The 17,204-nt window shown below is 61.9% G+C and carries 15 protein-coding genes and 1 pseudogene; 9 read left to right on the top strand and 7 right to left on the bottom strand.

Annotated features, from left to right (window positions below; translation table 11 throughout):
• Positions 1–64 precede the first annotated feature (64 nt).
• Complete coding sequence (locus AC1RJY_RS04345; protein WP_498601501.1) at positions 65–1,450, bottom strand: MBL fold metallo-hydrolase RNA specificity domain-containing protein; 1,386 nt, start codon at positions 1,448–1,450, stop codon at positions 65–67.
• Between the two features lie 130 nt (positions 1,451–1,580).
• On the bottom strand, positions 1,581–1,943 hold the full coding sequence (locus tag AC1RJY_RS04340; RefSeq protein WP_014921640.1) for an SPW repeat protein: 363 nt from the start codon (positions 1,941–1,943) through the stop codon (positions 1,581–1,583).
• A 236-nt stretch (positions 1,944–2,179) separates the two neighbouring features.
• On the opposite strand from AC1RJY_RS04340, the gene AC1RJY_RS04335 reads away from it, so the two are divergent.
• Entirely contained in the window at positions 2,180–2,878 is a 699-nt protein-coding gene (locus tag AC1RJY_RS04335; protein WP_014921641.1) for a response regulator, read from the top strand.
• A 4-nt stretch (positions 2,879–2,882) separates the two neighbouring features.
• Here the strand turns inward: AC1RJY_RS04335 and AC1RJY_RS04330 are convergent, their stop codons facing one another.
• Positions 2,883–4,598: a sensor histidine kinase gene (locus AC1RJY_RS04330; protein ID WP_498601499.1), complete on the bottom strand. Its 1,716-nt coding sequence runs from the start codon at positions 4,596–4,598 to the stop codon at positions 2,883–2,885.
• A gap of 154 nt (positions 4,599–4,752) precedes the next feature.
• Here AC1RJY_RS04330 and AC1RJY_RS04325 point away from each other — a divergent pair, with 154 nt between their 5' ends.
• Genes AC1RJY_RS04325 through AC1RJY_RS04310 form a run of 4 tightly spaced genes read left to right on the top strand, consistent with a single transcriptional unit; the run spans position 4,753 to position 8,739 of the window.
• Complete coding sequence (locus tag AC1RJY_RS04325) at positions 4,753–5,223, top strand: pyridoxamine 5'-phosphate oxidase family protein (protein ID WP_498601498.1); 471 nt, start codon at positions 4,753–4,755, stop codon at positions 5,221–5,223.
• A complete protein-coding gene (locus AC1RJY_RS04320) occupies positions 5,220–5,678 on the top strand; it encodes a pyridoxamine 5'-phosphate oxidase family protein (RefSeq protein ID WP_014921644.1) in 459 nt (152 codons plus the stop codon). Before AC1RJY_RS04325 ends, AC1RJY_RS04320 begins: the two co-directional genes overlap by 4 nt.
• 49 nt (positions 5,679–5,727) lie before the next feature.
• The gene (locus AC1RJY_RS04315; protein ID WP_498601497.1) at positions 5,728–6,795 is read left to right on the top strand and encodes a zinc-dependent alcohol dehydrogenase family protein; all 1,068 of its coding nucleotides are present in this window, start codon (positions 5,728–5,730) and stop codon (positions 6,793–6,795) included.
• A 9-nt stretch (positions 6,796–6,804) separates the two neighbouring features.
• The gene (locus AC1RJY_RS04310; protein ID WP_498601496.1) at positions 6,805–8,739 is read left to right on the top strand and encodes a heavy metal translocating P-type ATPase; all 1,935 of its coding nucleotides are present in this window, start codon (positions 6,805–6,807) and stop codon (positions 8,737–8,739) included.
• Here the strand turns inward: AC1RJY_RS04310 and AC1RJY_RS04305 are convergent.
• Entirely contained in the window at positions 8,678–9,100 is a 423-nt protein-coding gene (locus AC1RJY_RS04305; protein ID WP_498601494.1) for a pyridoxamine 5'-phosphate oxidase family protein, read from the bottom strand. The two genes, AC1RJY_RS04310 and AC1RJY_RS04305, sit on opposite strands and share 62 nt — an antisense overlap.
• 187 nt (positions 9,101–9,287) lie before the next feature.
• Here AC1RJY_RS04305 and pta point away from each other — a divergent pair.
• Positions 9,288–10,853, top strand: a pseudogene (gene pta, locus AC1RJY_RS04300) (phosphate acetyltransferase); the annotation flags it as partial.
• A complete protein-coding gene (locus tag AC1RJY_RS04295) occupies positions 10,837–11,328 on the top strand; it encodes a phosphate acyltransferase (protein WP_498601493.1) in 492 nt (163 codons plus the stop codon). The pseudogene pta and the gene AC1RJY_RS04295, both read left to right, overlap by 17 nt.
• Here AC1RJY_RS04295 and AC1RJY_RS04290 read toward each other — a convergent pair.
• The gene (locus tag AC1RJY_RS04290) at positions 11,325–11,783 is read right to left on the bottom strand and encodes a universal stress protein (RefSeq protein ID WP_498601491.1); all 459 of its coding nucleotides are present in this window, start codon (positions 11,781–11,783) and stop codon (positions 11,325–11,327) included. The two genes, AC1RJY_RS04295 and AC1RJY_RS04290, sit on opposite strands and share 4 nt — an antisense overlap.
• 67 nt (positions 11,784–11,850) lie before the next feature.
• Positions 11,851–14,451, bottom strand: coding sequence for a cation-translocating P-type ATPase (locus AC1RJY_RS04285; RefSeq protein WP_498601490.1), 2,601 nt, complete (start codon positions 14,449–14,451; stop codon positions 11,851–11,853).
• 135 nt (positions 14,452–14,586) lie between these two features.
• Between AC1RJY_RS04285 and AC1RJY_RS04280 the strand changes: the two genes are divergently transcribed.
• The gene (locus AC1RJY_RS04280) at positions 14,587–15,093 is read left to right on the top strand and encodes a pyridoxamine 5'-phosphate oxidase family protein (RefSeq protein ID WP_498601489.1); all 507 of its coding nucleotides are present in this window, start codon (positions 14,587–14,589) and stop codon (positions 15,091–15,093) included.
• Here the strand turns inward: AC1RJY_RS04280 and AC1RJY_RS04275 are convergent.
• Positions 15,090–15,890, bottom strand: a complete 801-nt coding sequence (locus AC1RJY_RS04275) for a universal stress protein (protein WP_498601488.1) — start codon at positions 15,888–15,890, stop codon at positions 15,090–15,092. The two genes, AC1RJY_RS04280 and AC1RJY_RS04275, sit on opposite strands and share 4 nt — an antisense overlap.
• Before the next feature lie 164 nt (positions 15,891–16,054).
• Between AC1RJY_RS04275 and AC1RJY_RS04270 the strand changes: the two genes are divergently transcribed.
• Positions 16,055–17,203: an acetate/propionate family kinase gene (locus AC1RJY_RS04270; protein WP_498601486.1), complete on the top strand. Its 1,149-nt coding sequence runs from the start codon at positions 16,055–16,057 to the stop codon at positions 17,201–17,203.
• Position 17,204: the final 1 nt, after the last annotated feature.

The raw sequence follows: 17,204 nt of genomic DNA, 5'->3' as shown, positions 1-17,204 counted from the left end.
CGTCGGCCGGGGCCTTGTTGCCAGTTTGTACCGTGTTCTTAGTGCCGGTTAGGGCCGGAAGTCCTTATTCCGGTGTGGCGATGGAGATGGTCTCTTGGTATTCCGGGACGCGGGCCTTCCAACCCAATTCGTGCTTGATGCGGAGGCGAAGCGCGTCAGATGCATCCGGCTCTCCGTGGGTGATGTACGTCATTCGTGGTGCTTGGGGTGCTGAATGCATCCAACGGATGATGGCGTCCGAGTCGGCGTGGGCGCTGAATCCTTCGAGCTGGACCACCTCCGCCTTGATCCTGACGTCTTGCCCGTAGACCCTCAGCTCACGTGACCCGGCCGCCAGAGCTGCACCCCTGGTGCCGGCGGCCTGGTATCCGCTCAGGACGATCGCGTTGTTGGGGTCAATGCCGTACGCCTCGATGTGATGCAATATTCGTCCTCCGGTCAGCATTCCGCTGGCGGAGATGATGATCATGGGACCACCCCTGAGGTTAAGGAGCTTGGAGTCGTCCGCCGAGCGGGTCATAGTGGCCACCCGGTACATGTCCTTGAATTCATCCGGGTGAAGGCGGTGTTCGTCCGGATGCTGCTGATACATATAGGAAGCATCGATGGCCATGGGGCTGTTGAGATACACGGGAATATCCGGAATGAGGCCTTTTCGGCGAAGCCGCGCCAACTGAAGCATGAGTGTCTCCGCCCGGCCAACGGCAAATGCCGCGATCAGTATGACTCCGCGGCGCTTCGCCACTCGGGAAACCACCTCGCCGAGTTCCACCTCAGAGCTACCGGCTGGGTGGGTCCTGTTGCCGTAGGTGGACTCCGTTACCAACACGTCGACGGCCTCAAGCTCCCGGGGAGGATACATGAGCGGGTCGTCGTCGCGGCCCAGGTCGCCGGTGAAATGAACGGAGTTGCCGCCCACCCGGATCTGTAGCTGCGCCGCTCCCAGGATGTGACCGGCCGGCACGAAAGTGGCCTCGACGCCGCTGCCGAGGTCCAGGGCCTCGTCGAACTCAACGGGGCGGAAACTATTGAGCGACTTCACTGCATCTGCCGCCGTATACAGGGGCAAGGCAGGAGTGTGGATGGACGATCCACGGTGGTCGGCGTACCTGGCCTCTTCTTCCTGCAGGTGTCCGCTGTCTGGCAGCAGGAGTTTGCACAGTTCGGTGGTCCCGTGTGTGGCATGGACGGGACCCCTGAAACCATCCCTCACGAGCCTGGGAACGTACCCTGTGTGGTCCAAGTGGGCATGCGTCAGCAAGACAGCGTCGATGGATGCAGGGGAGACAGGAAAAGGCTGCCTGTTCAGTAAGCGGAGGCGTTTGTAGCCTTGGAACAGCCCGCAGTCGACCAGGATTCGTGTTCCGTGGAAGTCCACAAGGTAGCGGGAGCCAGTTACGGTATCCGTGGCGCCAAGAAAGCGCAGCGTTGCGGGGTTTTTGGTGGCCATGCCGATGCTCCATCCTTAAGGCAGGGTACGGCTCCACGGGGTGAACCAAGGCCGGGCCGTTGAGGGCTGTTCACTGCCATGAAGCCATTGGCGCCGCGCGGTGACGCGGCGCCAAGCAGTGCTTTGGCGTTTATGGCGTAGACGCCACATGGTGATGCCTGTATTCCTCAGTGCTTGGCCGGATCGCCAGGGCTGTCACCACCAAGGCCACCGCCCCTGGGATCCAAGCACTCCATGCTGCGCCCGTTGCGGAGGTGAAGCCACCCACCCAAGGAGCCAGGAGGAGGGCTACTGCCACGATTGCCTGGGCCCACTCAGCGACCGGCATTCCGGGCATCGCCAGGTTCACTACTCCTCCAATGACCAGCAAGAGTCCCAACGTAACCATGATCGCCGTCGACGACCCGGCTTGTGTGGTCCACAGAACAGACAGAGCTGCATATGCGCCGGCGCCGATCACGGTGTAGTCCTGCCAACGCGTCCATTTCTTCATGGGGATCGATACTCCTTCATTTGTTCGATGCCGGGGCCGCCCACCTTCTGTGAGCGGTTTCGGGTCTCCCGTTCTTCCAGCGTCGGTACAAAGGCACGTTCCCAACAGGGCCTAAAGTCACACGCACCGGCAGGGTCCTTGGGCCCTTGTGGCAGTGCCGGCCGTCAGCAAGAATTTGGCAGAGTCGCCAATTAAGCTCTCGACATCGCGGCCATCAGCCGCCGGACAGGAGAATCATGGATCGCCCAGAAACAGCCGGCCAAGGCACCGGCGTTTCCCGCGGAGAACCAATCCGCGTTTTCATCCTCGATGACCATGAGTTGGTTCGCAGAGGCCTCCAGGAACTTTTGGAAGGTGAAGGTTTCGTGGTAGTGGGCATGTCCGGTTCGGCGGAAGAAGCGACGCGCCGGATTCCCGCATTGCGTCCCGATGTCGCTGTTCTGGATGCACGGTTGCCCGACGGCACCGGAATCGAGGTCTGCCGGGACGTTCGCTCCGTTGACCCGGGTTTGAATTGCCTGATCCTCACCAGTTACGACGACGAACAGGCACTTCGCGGGGCTGTCCTTGCCGGTGCCGCCGGGTACGTCCTGAAGGAAATCGGAGGAATGGACCTGCTGGGTGCCCTGCGCAAGGCAGCCAAAGGCGAGTCGTTGTTCGATGAGGCCGTCAAGACAAGGATCATCCAGGGCCTCACGGAGCCGAAGAAGCAGGATCCCCGAGTCTCATCCCTCACACCGCAGGAGCGCAAGGTCCTGGAGTTCGTTGGACAAGGCATGACCAACCGCCAGATTGGCGAGGAAATGCTCCTGGCAGAGAAGACGGTGAAGAACTACGTCTCATCCCTGCTGGCCAAACTAGGGTTTGAACGCCGAACCCAGGCGGCGGTCTTTATGGCCCATTCGCCCGGAGAGGACGCTGGAAACCTGCGCTGAGGGATCAGCCCAACGGGATCGACCATACCAGCGACGTACCCTTGCCTGGTGCGCTGGTGATAGTGCAGGTGCCCTGCATTTCTGCTGCCCGGTGAGCCATGTTGGTTAGCCCGTTCCCCGGGGCGGGATCCTTGAATCCGCATCCATCGTCCACCACTTCAAGGGTCAGCCGGCCTTCGTGCAGAGCCACGGAAACATTGATGGACTGGGCTGCTGAGTGGCGCGCCGCATTGCTGAGGCTCTCTGAGACAACAGCCAGCAGGTGTTTGATCATGGTTTCGTCCGTCAGAGAATCAACGGGGCCGGCCACCGTCAGATGGGGCGCGAAGGGCAAGGATTTGGCACCCGCTTGAATCGATTGGAGGATGCGGCCGCTCAACGGTTCCCGTTCGTGGGTGCTGGCTTGAAGGGAGTAGATGGTGTTTCGGAGATCGCGGATGCTGGTGTCCAGTTCTTCGGTGACGGAGTCGATCCTGTTCAGGGCAGATTCGCCCGTCGTAAAACGGCGGAGGCTCTGGATACTCAACCCTGCCGCGAAAAGCCGTTGAATCACCAGGTCGTGGAGATCCCGGGCGATCCTGTCCCGGTCCGAGAACACCATCACTTGTTCACGGAGCCTGTGGATACGTTCCAGTGCCAAAGCTAGTGCCACGTGTGAGCCGAAGACCGCCCCCATCTCCACATCCGTCTTGGAAAAATTTCCTTTGTCTGGATCACGGGCCAGGACCAAGAGGCCATGATGGGCTCCTTGGGCGCTGAGGTCGATGATCAGGAGCTTCGCTGGCCCTGCAGTTCCCGCAATACCGAGGAGTTTCCTGGAATCATCCAGGCAAACGGGCTTCCCATTTCGTTCGACTCCTCGAATTTCAGGGGCCTCCATGGGCAATGACATGCCAGCGAACTCAGCGCCGGGTTCCCCTGCCGTACCCGCCACTACATACGGCCCTCCCGGTGAAGAGGGGACAAGAATCAAGGCGAGACGGGATGCGGACTCCTGCAAAGCCCTTCCAGCGATCAGGTCCAGTGCCGAGTCCTCAGCCTGCTCCGTCTGGCCGCCGCCGAGCATTCTTCCAGTGACGTCCATGCAGGCCTCGAGCCAGGATGCCCGACGTCTGGCGTCTTCATACAGCCGGGCGTTCTCAATTGCCACGCCAGCCGCCGCAGCCAAAGCCACGGCAAGGTCCTCATCCTCCGGGGTGAAGTCCCCACCACCATCCTTTTCGGTTAGGTAGAGGTTCCCGAACACCACGTCCCTGACCCGCACGGGAACTCCGAGGAACGACTTCATGGGCGGGTGGTGTGGGGGAAATCCATAGGCTTTAGGGTGTTGGCCCAGATCGTGAAGGCGAAGTGGCGCAGGCTCGGTGATGAGCAGGCCGAGTACACCGTGCCCCGTCGGGAGGGGGCCGATGCGTTTGGCGAGCTCGCCGTCTATCCCCACGGTGATGAAATGACTGAGCGCGTTGTCCTCGCCAATGACGCCCAACGCACCGTAGCGTGCCCCAAGCAGCTGGCAGGCAGAGGTCACCACGCGGTCCAGCACCGCTTCCAGACTCAGGTCTTCCGCTACGGCGACAACTGCTTCGAGTAGACCCCGCGTTCGTTCCTGTGCCTGCAAAAGCTCCCCGGCGCGCCCAACGAAGTCCTTCAACAGGTCATCAATCGGGATCCGCACTTCAGGTTTCGGCTGGCGGGGCTCAGGAGCTTCGGATTCGTTCACCAATGCCTTTCGAAGAATGCATGAAATCCTGCGTTGGGGCCGGAAGGCTCCTTGCTGCCAGACTACTCCGGCGCTTATTAACCGGCTACCGCGCCGGGCGCGTGTGGGCCTTTGTGCCCTGTTGTCCCGGCGTGACCAGGCCTACGGTCTAACCATGACGAATAAACCTACGGTTCCGGAAGCTGAGATCCTGGACAACAAGCAGTGTTGGGAGCTGCTGCGCAGTGTCTCAGTGGGACGCCTCGCAGTCTGGGCGCAGGACCATCCCGACATCTTTCCCGTCAATTACAAAGCAGACCACGGCACGCTGGTCTTCCGCACTGGCGAAGGGAGTAAGCTCCACGCTGCCCTCAGCGCCACACCGGTAGCGCTGGAAGCCGACGGAGTAGACCCAACGTCGGGAATCGCGTGGAGTGTTGTGGTCAAAGGCGGGGCAGAGAGCATCAAGCTGACCCAGGAGGTGCTGGACACCGTCGGTCTGCTGCTTTTCCCGTGGCAGGCCGGGCGGAAGGACCATTTTGTCCGGATCGTTCCCACCTCGTTGACCGGGCGCCGCTTCAAAGTGACACCGCCGCTGACGTGGTGGAGTCCGCTCGACGACGCCACCAGGGCGGGTTTGGAATGAAAACACAGCCAAGTGCCGCCGTCGAACGGCTCGCCCCGGACGAATGCTGGGACCTGTTGGCACAGACCAACGTTGGCCGTCTGGCCGTCCTGGTGGACGGACATCCCGATATCTTTCCAGTGAACTATGTGCTGGATGGTGACAGCATTGTGTTTCGAACCGGTGCGGGCACCAAGTTTTGGAGCACACTGAGAACCCCTTGCGCCCTGGAAAGTGATGGCTACTTCAGCGGAAAGGCATGGAGCGTGGTTGTCCGAGGGCAGACACACCTGATACTCGACCGTCAGGAAAGAGCCGACGTCGACGCCTTGGGACTGGATCCCTGGCAACCAGGCGCCAAGGACTGCTATCTGAGGCTAACTCCGAATGCTGTCACGGGGCGGCGGTTCAAAACCACCCGGCCAGACCTCTGGGGGACCCCCTTGAACGACGCCCGCCTGGGCGACTTCCACTAGTACCCACGCCCGGTGTGTCAGCCTGGCATAACAAGGACGGAACAACACCATGAAGGCACTCGTCTACGGTGGCCCCGGCGAAAAGTCCTGGACGGATGTTCCGGATCCCGTCATTCTTCAGGCCACCGACGCAATCGTGCGCATCGACACCACCACCATTTGCGGTACAGATCTGCACATCCTCAAAGGAGACGTCCCTGCGGTCCAGCCAGGACGCATCCTCGGGCACGAAGGGGTGGGAACCGTCACCGATGTTGGGAGTTCGGTCAGCTCACTCCGCCGGGGCGACCGAGTGATCATCTCGTGTATCAAGTCATGTGGGCATTGCGGCAATTGCAGGAAGGGCCTGTTCTCCCACTGCCTCGGTGACGAAGGACAATCGGGAACCGGCTGGATCTTCGGCCACCTCATCGACGGTACGCAGGCCGAATTCGTCCGGGTTCCCTATGCAGAAAACTCCTTGCACAAACTGCCCCACGGCGTCACCGACGACGAAGCCGTGATGCTCTCCGACATCCTGCCCACGGCCTTCGAAATCGGAGTCCAGGCCGGACACGTGGCCCCAGGTGACGTCGTGGCTATTGTGGGGGCAGGGCCCATCGGCCTCGCAGCCATGGCAACAGCCGGGCTCCACGGTGCAGCCACGGTAGTGGCCATAGATCCCGACGAGAGCCGGCTCGCCAAGTCCCGTGACTTCGGAGCCACGCACACGGTCAACCCCACCAAGCCCGAATGGATTGCGGAAGTTCTCACCCTCACCGACGGGGCTGGGGTGGACGTGTCCATGGAAGCAGTGGGAATACCGGAGACCTTTGACATGGCCTTACGCCTGGTCCGCCCCGGCGGGCACGTGGCCAACATCGGTGTCCACGGCAAGCCAGTCCAACTGCCCCTCCAGGATCTGTGGATTCAAAACATCAACATCAGCATGGGACTGGTCAACACCAACACCACCCCGATGCTGCTTCGCCTGGTGGCACAACACAAGCTCCCCGCTGATAAGTTCGCTACCCATCATTTCGGCCTGGAACAAATCATTGATGCCTATGACACGTTCTCGCGCGCGGCGGAAACAGGTGCCCTGAAAGTTGTTCTCAACCGCACCCCTCACGACTGATCAGCGGACATGACACGACACCTGCTGCACTCGGCCTTGCGCTTTCCGTTAGTGACAGCAACCTTTGTGGTGCTCGTCGCCGTCGCGGTCCTGACAGTCATCGGACTGATACCGGCGGCCCAAGGGCTGGCGAGCATCTTCGCCCTCAGTGTTGCCCTCTACCGGGCAGGCACCATGATCAAAGGGCTCCTGCACGGACGCTGGGGCATTGATCTCCTGGCCGTGATGGCCATTTGCTCGACAGTTGCGGTGGGGGAATACCTGGCATCCCTCATAGTGGTTCTGATGCTGACAGGCGGCGAGGCGCTGGAACAATTTGCCCAAGGCCGCGCCACCAGGGAGCTCCGTGCGCTCCTGGACCGGTCCCCGCGCAACGCGCACCGCGAACGGCCCGGAATGCCCGTGGAGGATATCCTGGTGGATGCCGTGGTTCCGGGAGACGTGCTGCTGGTCAGGCCGTCAGAGTTGGTTCCGGTGGACGGTACCTTGCTGTCCGACGTCGGAATCTTTGATGAGTCAGCGCTGACAGGCGAAAGCCTGCCTGCAGAGCGAACCAAGGGCGACTTGCTGCTCAGCGGCACTGTCAACGGGGCCGATGCCGTGCGTATGAAGGCCACGGCCACCGCAGCGGATTCGCAGTACAGCCAAATAGTTGCCTTGGTTCAGGAAGCCGCGGCAAGCCGTGCGCCGACGGTACGGCTTGCCGACAAATATGCTGTGCCGTTCACTCTGGTCGCCTTGGTGCTGGCCGGCGCTGCGTGGTTCTTCAGCCAGGATCCAAGACGGTTCGCTGAGGTTCTGGTGGTAGCCACCCCGTGCCCTTTGCTGATTGCTGCACCCGTCGCGTTCCTCGCGGGGACCAGCAGGGCCGCGCATGCCGGCATCATCATCAAAAACGCGGGGACGCTTGAGCAACTCAGTAGAGTCAAGACCGCCGTCTTCGACAAGACGGGGACCCTCACACAAGGCAACCCCTCCTTGGCTGGAATCCGGGTGGCCCCAGCCTCACATCTGTCCGAAGACGCCCTGCTGCAGTTGGCCGCCTCCGCCGAGCAGTATTCCACCCACGTCCTGGCTGCTTCAGTCATGGCAGAAGCCCGAGCGCGCAGCCTGGTACTGATACCGGCAACGGGCGCGAGTGAACATGCAACCAACGGTGTCACGGCCGACTGCGGAAGCCACCACGTAGTGGTCGGAAAACCCGCTTACGTCGGCTCCCTGGTGAGCGGCTTCGACAAGACGACACTGCCCGGAGGCCATCTTGGGATCTACGTCGGCGTGGATGGGCGGTTTGTCGGCACTCTGATCATGAGCGATCCATTGCGCCCAAACGCGAAGAACACCCTGACGGAACTTCGGAGGCTCGGGATCGCGGAGACGATGCTCCTGACCGGAGACGCTGCGACGACAGCCCGACACATCGCTACGGAAGCGGGCATCAGCAACGTCATGGCCGAATGCCTGCCGGCTGACAAAGTCAATGCTGTCGCGGCCCTTCCGCTCAGGCCCGTGATGATGGTGGGCGACGGCGTCAACGACGCTCCCGTACTTGCAGCGGCCGACGTCGGTATCGCCATGGGTGCCAAAGGTGCCACTGCGGCCAGCGAGTCCGCGGACGTGGTGATTATGGTTGACGACTTGTCCAAGGCCGCCGTCGCTGTAGGCATCGGGCAGCGTACGCTTCGAATCGCCCGGACCAGCATTTGGACCGGGATACTGCTGAGCCTCGGTCTGATGGTGATGGCAACGTTTGGCATGATTCCGGCCGTCGCCGGGGCGCTGCTCCAGGAGCTGGTGGATCTTGCCACCATTCTCAATGCCCTCCGGGCTTTGGGTCCCGGACGGACTGTTGTGCCCGCACGCTCTGGGGAGGTCCGTGAGGTCAGTACCGCTCCGGCTCGTCACCAAGTTCAAAGTGGCGGCCATGGACCCGGGTGGGAGTGATCTCCACGTAGGTGTATTTGCGCGTCGGAATCCAAGGCTTCAGGGGAAGCTTGTCCGCTTCGTCGATCTCCGACTGCGACTCGATCACCCTGGCAGTCCCCTTAAGGACAACACTCCAGGCTTCAACGTCGACGATCTCCTCAACTTCGAAGGCAACCTTCTCATTGACGGTCAGTTCGGCGAGCTTTGTTCCGGGATTCGTCCTCAGCAGCAGCCGCTGGTTGTGGGCGATGAAATTAAGCGGGTAGATGTCCGGTTCACCCAGGACGCTGACAGCCAAGCGACCATGCTGGTTACGTTCCAGGACCTTCCATGAGTCGGCTTCGGTGAGGACGGTTCCGGGGCGTTCGTCGGTTTCCATGGTCTGTGTCTCCTGCGTGGGGTGGTGGCTGCTGGCGGATCGCCACGTCGCCGTTGGTTCGATGCTCCCGAGCCTATGGCTGGCTTCCTGCCCCCAACAGAGTCCAAGGTCCCGTGGGCGAAAGCAGCCATCATGACCTTCGACTCTGGCATTGAGGGTCTGCGGGGTGGAACCTGTGAAGCATCGGATGATCGGCCCGAAAGGTTACATCATGGTCCAAGGCGTATATGTTTTGTCCGTCGCACCCGAAGCCGGGAAGTCACTCGTGGTCTTGGGGCTGGCTGACGCGTTGCACCGCAGAACAGGCCGCCTGGGATTCTACCGCCCAATCGTGAACGGAACAGATCCGGCCGACGACCCGCTGCTTCGGATGCTTCACCGGCTGTACAAGATGGAGTCATTCCGCTGCAAGGGCGGAATGACTTTGGCGGATGCCCGGTCGGCACTATCGGCAGGCCGCGAGGACGAGGTTGTTTCCCGGGCGCTCGAGGAGTACGGACGCATCGCCGAAGAATGTGACGTGGTTGTGGTGGACGGTTCGGACCTGAGGAGCCCGGAACCCGGGAGGGAATTCGACCTGAACGCTCAATTGGCCAACAATCTAGGCCTGCCGGTTCTCGCTGTCATCGGGGCCCAGGGCTTGAGTCCTCGGGAGACCGCACAGGCTGTGGCGGACGCGTCACGGCAACTGGAGGCAGCCAGAAGCACGGTGTTGTCGGTGGTGGTCAACCGCGCCGAGCCGACAGCTATCGACACAGTCCGGGGCGCTGTTCGGACAACTACTGGAAGGCCCCCAAGCTATGTGATTCCCGAGGTCGCTGAAATATCGGCGCCCACTGTGGCTGATGTGGCAATGTCGTTGTCCCTTGAACGGATCTCGGGCAGCGCAGAGCTGGACCGGGACGTGGGCAGCACGAAAGTGGCTGCGATGAACGTAGAGAACTTCCTTCGGCTGCTCGAGCCCGGAAACCTGGTGATTGTTCCCGGGGATCGCACAGACATCGTCATGGCTTGCACGGCCTCGGCCTTGTCACCGGACCTGCCCGCACCGTCCGGAGTCATCCTGACCGATGGCCTGGTCCCTGCCAGCTACGTGCTGCCATTTGTGGCACATGCGCCATTCCCCGTCTTCGCTGAAACTGCGGATACCTACACTACAGCTCAACGGGTCTCGCACGTCCGCAGCGAGATCCACACCGGAGAAAGCCGCCGGGTGGCCGCCGCTCTGGGCATCTGGGCTCGCTCCATTGACGAAAAGGAGCTGCTGGAACGTCTGGCGCTCCCGCGTCCGGCGACCATGACGCCGCTGCGCTTCCTCAATGAACTCGTGGAACGCGCCCGCCAGCAGAAGAAACGTATCGTTCTGGCTGAGGGCACAGATAGCCGGGTGTTGCGTGCGGCGGAGATTCTGCGCCGCCGGGATGTGTGCCACGTGACGCTTCTTGGGAACCCCTCGGCGGTCCGGGAGCTTGCCGAAGCCGAGGGTATCGAGGTGGGTGGCATCACCATCGTCGACCCCGCCCATTCGCCATTACGTGAGCGATTCGCGATGGAATATCAGCGCTTGCGTGCCCACAAAGGCGTGATCTTGGAACGGGCCAGGGAAGTCATGCTCGATGGCGCCTACTTTGGCACCATGATGGTCCACCTGGGGGAGGCCGACGGGATGGTCTCCGGAGCGGCGCACACCACGGCCAACACGATTCGGCCGGCGTTGGAATTCATGAAGAGCCAGCATGGCAACGGACTGGTGTCCTCGGTGTTCTTTATGCTGTTTCCTGACCGCGTGCTGGTGTACGGGGATTGCGCCGTCGGCGCAGTTCGGCGTAGAGCCCAGGGTGGCTATGTTGTCGTACTCTACTGGCGTATCCGGCGCCGGAACGGCCGTGGACAAGGTCAAGCGTGCCACGGACATGGTGGCGGCGGCCCGGCCGGACCTTGCCGTGGACGGGCCTATACAGTACGACGCCGCGGTGGATGAAGCTATCGCGAGTTCAAAGTTGCCGTCATCTGCTGTCGCGGGAAGGGCGACAGTCTTCGTCTTCCCAGACCTGAACACAGGCAACAACACCTATAAGGCCGTGGAGCAGTCTTCCGGTGCTGTCGCCGTCGGGCCCATCCTTCAGGGGCTCCGCAAACCCATCAACGACCTGTCCAGGGGATCGACGATCGAAGACATCATTAACACTGTCGCCATCACCGCTGTCCAAGCGCAGGGGTACAGCTAGCCCTGGTCGTCCTGAGTTACCACAAGGACGGGGCAAAGCGCGTGGGCCGAGCAAGCCCGGCTGACGGATCCCAGGGGCTGATTGAGGAAACCACCGGAGCCCCGCCTCCCCACCACAAGTAGTTGTGCCCCATGGCTTTCTTCGACAAGAACCTTTGCCGGTTCGCCGAACTTGACCGTCACTGTTAGATCCTTGGGGCGGTCTGCACCGAAGGCTCGTGCCAAGGCCTCATCGACCAGCCGCTTGGCGGTATCTTCCAACTCCGAGGTGAACCGGGTCAATTCGGGCTCAAAGCGGGAGGCCATGAAGTAGTCGGACATTCCAATACAGGTGATCACCTCCAGGGGGCCTCCCAACGCAGCTGCCATGCGACCGGCCATCTGCAGGGTGTTGGAGGAATATTCGGATCCATCGACGCCGACAACGATCCGATCAGAGCGCGGGTGTGTATTCATGGGACCAGCCTGCTCTTCCGCCCGGCGGCGCCACTAGGGTCGAAGGGCACGGATCAGGCAAGCTGCCTTAATGGGGGAGGGCCCCTCCGTGGCGCAGCCGTTTGTAGAGCCAGTCCGCGCCCAGCACGCCGGGAATCGCCAGGAGGGCAGTGGCAAAGCCAGGGAAGGGAGGAGGAGCCTGACCCAGGATGCCGGCTACCGGAGGTACGTAGAGGAACAGTGCCAACGCCGCCAGTTCCACCCCTACGGCCCACAGCAGCAACTTGTTGGTAAACCATCCCTGCTTCCACGCGGGAGCGGTAGCACTGCGGCAAGCGAAGGCAGTTGCCAACTGGCCAAGGACCACCGCCGTAAACGCGGCCCCTGATGCGCCCATCAGCACACCCGGGTCCAGCGGATCCCCACGGCCCCAACCACTGCCAAAGAGAACCACAGAGAAAGCAGCCATGGCGAACAACGCCTCCGTGGGACCCATGACAGCAAACACCCTCAGCATGAGTTGCCGATCCAGAAGATGCCGCTTTTCGGGAGGCCGGCTCAACACGCGTTTGCCTGGTGGCTCCGCCCCGAGGGCCAAGGCGGGAAGCAGATCGGTCCCGATGTCCAAGGCCAGTATCTGGAGGACACCAAGGGCCAACGGGAATTGACCACCGGAAAGTGCCCAGATCACAAAGGGCGTGAGTTCAGCGACATTGTCAGTCAGGTGATAAGTGAGGAACCGGTGAATATTTGAATAAGTGGCCCGGCCCTGTTCTATTGCAGCAACGATGGTGGCGAAATGGTCATCCAGGAGCACAAGGTCTGCGGCCTCACGGGCTACATCGGTGCCGCTGAGTCCCATGGCCACGCCGATATCGGCTTGACGTAGAGCGGGACCGTCGTTGACGCCGTCGCCGGTCATGGCGACAACATGCCCACGGCTCTGCAAGGCTTTTGCCACCCTCAGTTTCTGCTCGGGAGAAACCCGGCTCACCACCACTCCATCACGGTCCAGGAGGGCCCCGAGGACTTGTTCATCATGGGGGAGTTCGGCGCCTTGGAAGACCTGGTTCGGGTGCCTCAGCAGGCCTATTTCGCGTGCAATTGCTGCTGCTGTGGAGGGGTGGTCGCCGGTGATCATCGCAATGCGGATTCCCGCACCCCTGGCGGCTTTGATAACGTCGGCGACGTCCGGTCGGGGTGGGTCGTGGAGGCCAATGAGTCCTATGCCTTCGAGGTCCCGTTCGGCCTCGTCGGCGGCCCGGTTGGGCCAACTGCCGGCTGCTCCAGGCAGTTCCCTTCTGGCGACTGCAATGACGCGCAGGCCTTTGGCGGCCATGGTTTCTACTTCTGCGGACAGTTGAGTGGCTTCAACTCCGCAGAGTGGCAGGACCGATTCCGGAGCTCCCTTCACATATAACGTGTTGCCCACAATGACCGATTCCCTCCGACGGTCGGCGTCGAAGGCGAATCGAACCGCTGGCTGAAGTTCCTCTGGTGCACTCCCCAAAAGGCGTCGCGCCAAAACATCGATCGCAGCTTCCATGGGATCCCCGCTGGCCACCCATTCGTCGCCGTGGAGCACTGCGCGCCCCTGCGAAGCCGCCCGAGCTGCACAGGCCACCCTGACGGCGGCTGGCTGTCCCGGCCCTTCCACCCGGGCCTCGGGCTCGTAGCCCTCACCCCTGATGTAAAGCGGCCCTTCCAACGTGAACACCTCGACGGCGTTCATCCGGTTTTGCGTCAACGTTCCGGTCTTGTCGGTACAAATGAAGGTAGTGGAACCCAGTGTCTCCACCGCTTCGAGGTTGCGGACGAGTGCGTTCCGGGCAGCCATTCGCTGCGCGCCCATGGCCAGCGACAGGGTCACCGTGGGCAGTAGGCCTTCGGGTATAAGCGCAACCGCAACCCCAATGGCAAACAGGAAGGAATCACGCCACACAATTCCGACAAGGAGTGAGACCACGAAGAACAGCCCGGCGACGGCGAGTGCCACGGTGGCTACCAAGCGGACTATTCTGCGTAGCTCCATGGTCAAAGGAGTTGGCGGAGACTTCGTGCCACTGGTCAGCGCTGCGATGGCGGCTAGCTTGGTGTCGGCACCGGTGGCAGTCACCTGCCCTTCCGCTTCGCCGTTGACCAGGAACGTTCCGCCCCACGCTGTGTCCGTCGCGGATTTGGGTACGGCCTCGCTCTCACCGGTGAGCATCGATTCATCGACGCTGCATGCTGACGCCGAAATGAACTGCATGTCTGCCGGCAACCTGTCGCCTGCGGCCAGGACCACCACATCCCCGGGTACCAAAGCACTCGCGTGCACGCTCTGAAGCCGCCCATCCCGCCGGACAGTGACGTCGGCGGGAAGCAGCCCTTGTAGCCGTTCGGCTGCGTGTTGGGCGCGTTCCTGCTGAATATGGGCGAAAACGCCGTTGACAATCACCACGATGATGATTGCTATGCCCAGTTGTGGCATGCCGGCCACATAGGCGAGCCCGGCTGCAACCCACAGCATCAGGGCGAAAAAGTGCGTCAGTTCCCCGAGCAGTTTTCGCCATTGGGGGACGTTCCTGGCGGTGGGCAGAACGTTTGGTCCGGTTCGTCGCAACAGATCGCCGGCCGCCTGCGAGCTCAGGCCCTCGGCGCCCGGGGTCTCAGACAGCGAGGCCGGGGATGTGTTCCCAGGGGACATCTTCTCTCCAATGCGGGAATGCCTGTTCGATCAAAGACTCCACCGGGGAACTGCCCGCGTCTAGGGTCGAAGGGCACAGTCGGAGAGGGACCTTCTGCCCTATGAGCGTGCCGGCGGAGGGGTTAGGCTCAGCCCATGGAGAACACATCGATGGATCAGGACACCAAAGAACTCAGCGTCCACGACTGCTGGAAGTACCTTCAATCGGTGTCCATCGGCAGGATCGCCCTCATCAACGGTGAAGAGCCTGAGATCTTTCCAGTGAACTTTGTGCCGAAATTCGGAACTGTTCTTTTCAGGACCGGGCCTGGGACCAAGCTCGACGCCCTTCGGGAAGGTGCGGTGATTGCGCTGGAAGCCGATGGGTTCAACCGTTACGGGACCGTCGCCTGGAGTGTCATCCTCAAAGGAAGGCCGGAATTCATTACGCAGCCCGAAGACATTCAGGAAGCCGTGGATGCCGGCTTGTCGCCTTGGCAGCCCGGCGCCAAGGACATCCTGGTCAGGGTCACGCCCACAGAGATCACCGGTCGCCGGTTCGTCATCAGCCCGCCGTCGAAGTGGTGGCCGCCGCTGGACCCCACCGCCACTGACGTTCACGACGGCGAAACCCAGGAGGTCCCGCCCGGCACCGCTGGCTAGGGTCGGGTCAGGATGGTGGGGCATTGCACGTGCAGGAGCACGTGCTGGGCAACAGAGCCCAGCAGCACGCTCAAACCTCCCCGTCCTTTGCAGCCCATGACCAGCAGCTGTGCGTCTCTTGCAGCAGCTATCAGTGCCTCACCGGGGCCACGGGTGGTATCCAGGACTTCCTTCGTGACGACGGACGGGAACTCGTAGTTGACCCGCTGGACAGCCGCGCCCAGGACATGCCCGCCCTCAGCAGGCCCAACCTCGGGACCTGTTGCATGGACAATGATCAATTCATCATTCAACCGTTGAGCCTCCCTGGCGCCTTGATCCAGGGCATCGACGGACGCAGCGGATCCGTCAACGCCCACCACTACGCCGGAACGCTTTTGAGGTGCAAACTCCGGGACAACGGCGACGTCGCTCTTGCTGGTAACGGCAACCTGGAAACTGACTGAACCGTATCCCTGCCCCTCCGTGCCGGGACCGCGGTCTGTGCCCACCGCCACCATCGAGTAGGCCGGTGACAGGGAAGCAATCGTTGCGGCAGGTTCGCCGGACAACGGCTGTGTCGTAATGCCCACGCGGGGAAAGGCCGCAGCCAGCCGTTGCGCTTCGCTAGTGAGCAGATCCTCAGCGCGGCTTACCTCCAGTTGACGGTCGTTCGCCCTCGGATAAGCCCACTCCCCGGGGACCACATGGACCAGGGTCAGGCCGAGATCAAGGGAATTCGCGCGTGCCGCAGCCCAGTCAGCCACGGGAGAGCCCACCCTTGAGCCGTCAAGGGCAACCAGGATCTGTTTCTTCACGAACCGACGTTCCCTTCGGATTACCAACGGTGGTGGTCTCCACTATCAGCGGGACGGCCCGTCGTTGCAAGGGCCGGAAGGCCCTCCCACTGAACGGCTCAGTGCATTAGGGTCCAGAGGAGAGGCATTCACTGCAGCCTTCCCCGCGGAAGTGAGAGGAGAACATGCGTGTTCTTGTGCTGAATCCCGGCTCCTCATCGCTGAAATACCACTTGCGCGACACAGCAGCCACCAACCCGGCTGCTGCCGTTCTTGCGTCCGGACAGGTGGACTGGCCTGCTGGGGAGCGTTCAACTCCCGAGCACCTGCAGGCAGCCTTTGAAGAGCTGAATGAAAGCCTGGAGAGCCTCGGATCCACGCATCCGGAGGCTATTGGACACCGAGTCGTCCACTGCGGTCCGCGGTTCAGCACCCCGGTACTTGTCACGGCGGATGTGGTGTCCGCTATTGAAGAACTAAGTCCCTTGGCGCCGCTCCACAACCCGGCCAGTGTCGCCTGCATTGACGCCGCCGGCAAACGATGGCCGGATCTCCCACAGGTGGCCGTCTTCGACACGGCGTTCCATCACACCATTCCCGACTTCGCCGCCCACTATGCCATTCCGGAGCACGCCTACCGGGCCCATCCCGTGCGGCGCTATGGCTTTCACGGTATCTCGGTGGAGATGGCCTGCCGTGACACAGCAGAACTTCTCGGTACGGCCTCTCTGAATGCGATAGTGGCTCATGTTGGCAACGGCGCGTCCGTCACCGCCGTCAAGAACGGGCTCAGCGTGGACACCTCCATGGGAATGACCCCATTGGAAGGGCTGATCATGGGGACGCGATCGGGAGACCTGGACCCGTCCGTGGTCCTCCTACTGCAGCAAGAAGGCGCAACTGCGGACGAAGTCGACCACATGCTGAATTACCAATCGGGGTTGTTGGCCATTGCAGGATCCGCAGATATGCGGACGGTTGAAAAGGCTGCGGGCAGCGGCGAACCCCAGGCCCGACTTGCCATAGACATGGCCGCCTACCGTCTCGCCAAATACATAGCGGCCTACTCGATGGTGGTTGACCGACCTGACGCTCTGGTGTTCACCGGCGGCGTGGGCGAGAACTCAGCGCTGTTCAGGGCCAAGGTGGTCGACTGGTTGAGGCCACTGGGGCTCGGCCTTGATGAAGGCCTGAATATGGCCAGCCAGGAAGGCATGCGCAAGATCAGCACCATGGAATCCGCAATTCCTGTGCTCGTAGTGCCCAGCGACGAGGAACGCGCTATTGCAGAATCGACGGCGGCCTTGCTCGCCGCGCCCCTTAAGGAAGGTTGAT

Source organism: Arthrobacter sp. GW822-FHT05G07, assembly GCF_058799755.1.
This window is presented reverse-complemented; position numbering and strand designations above follow the sequence as displayed.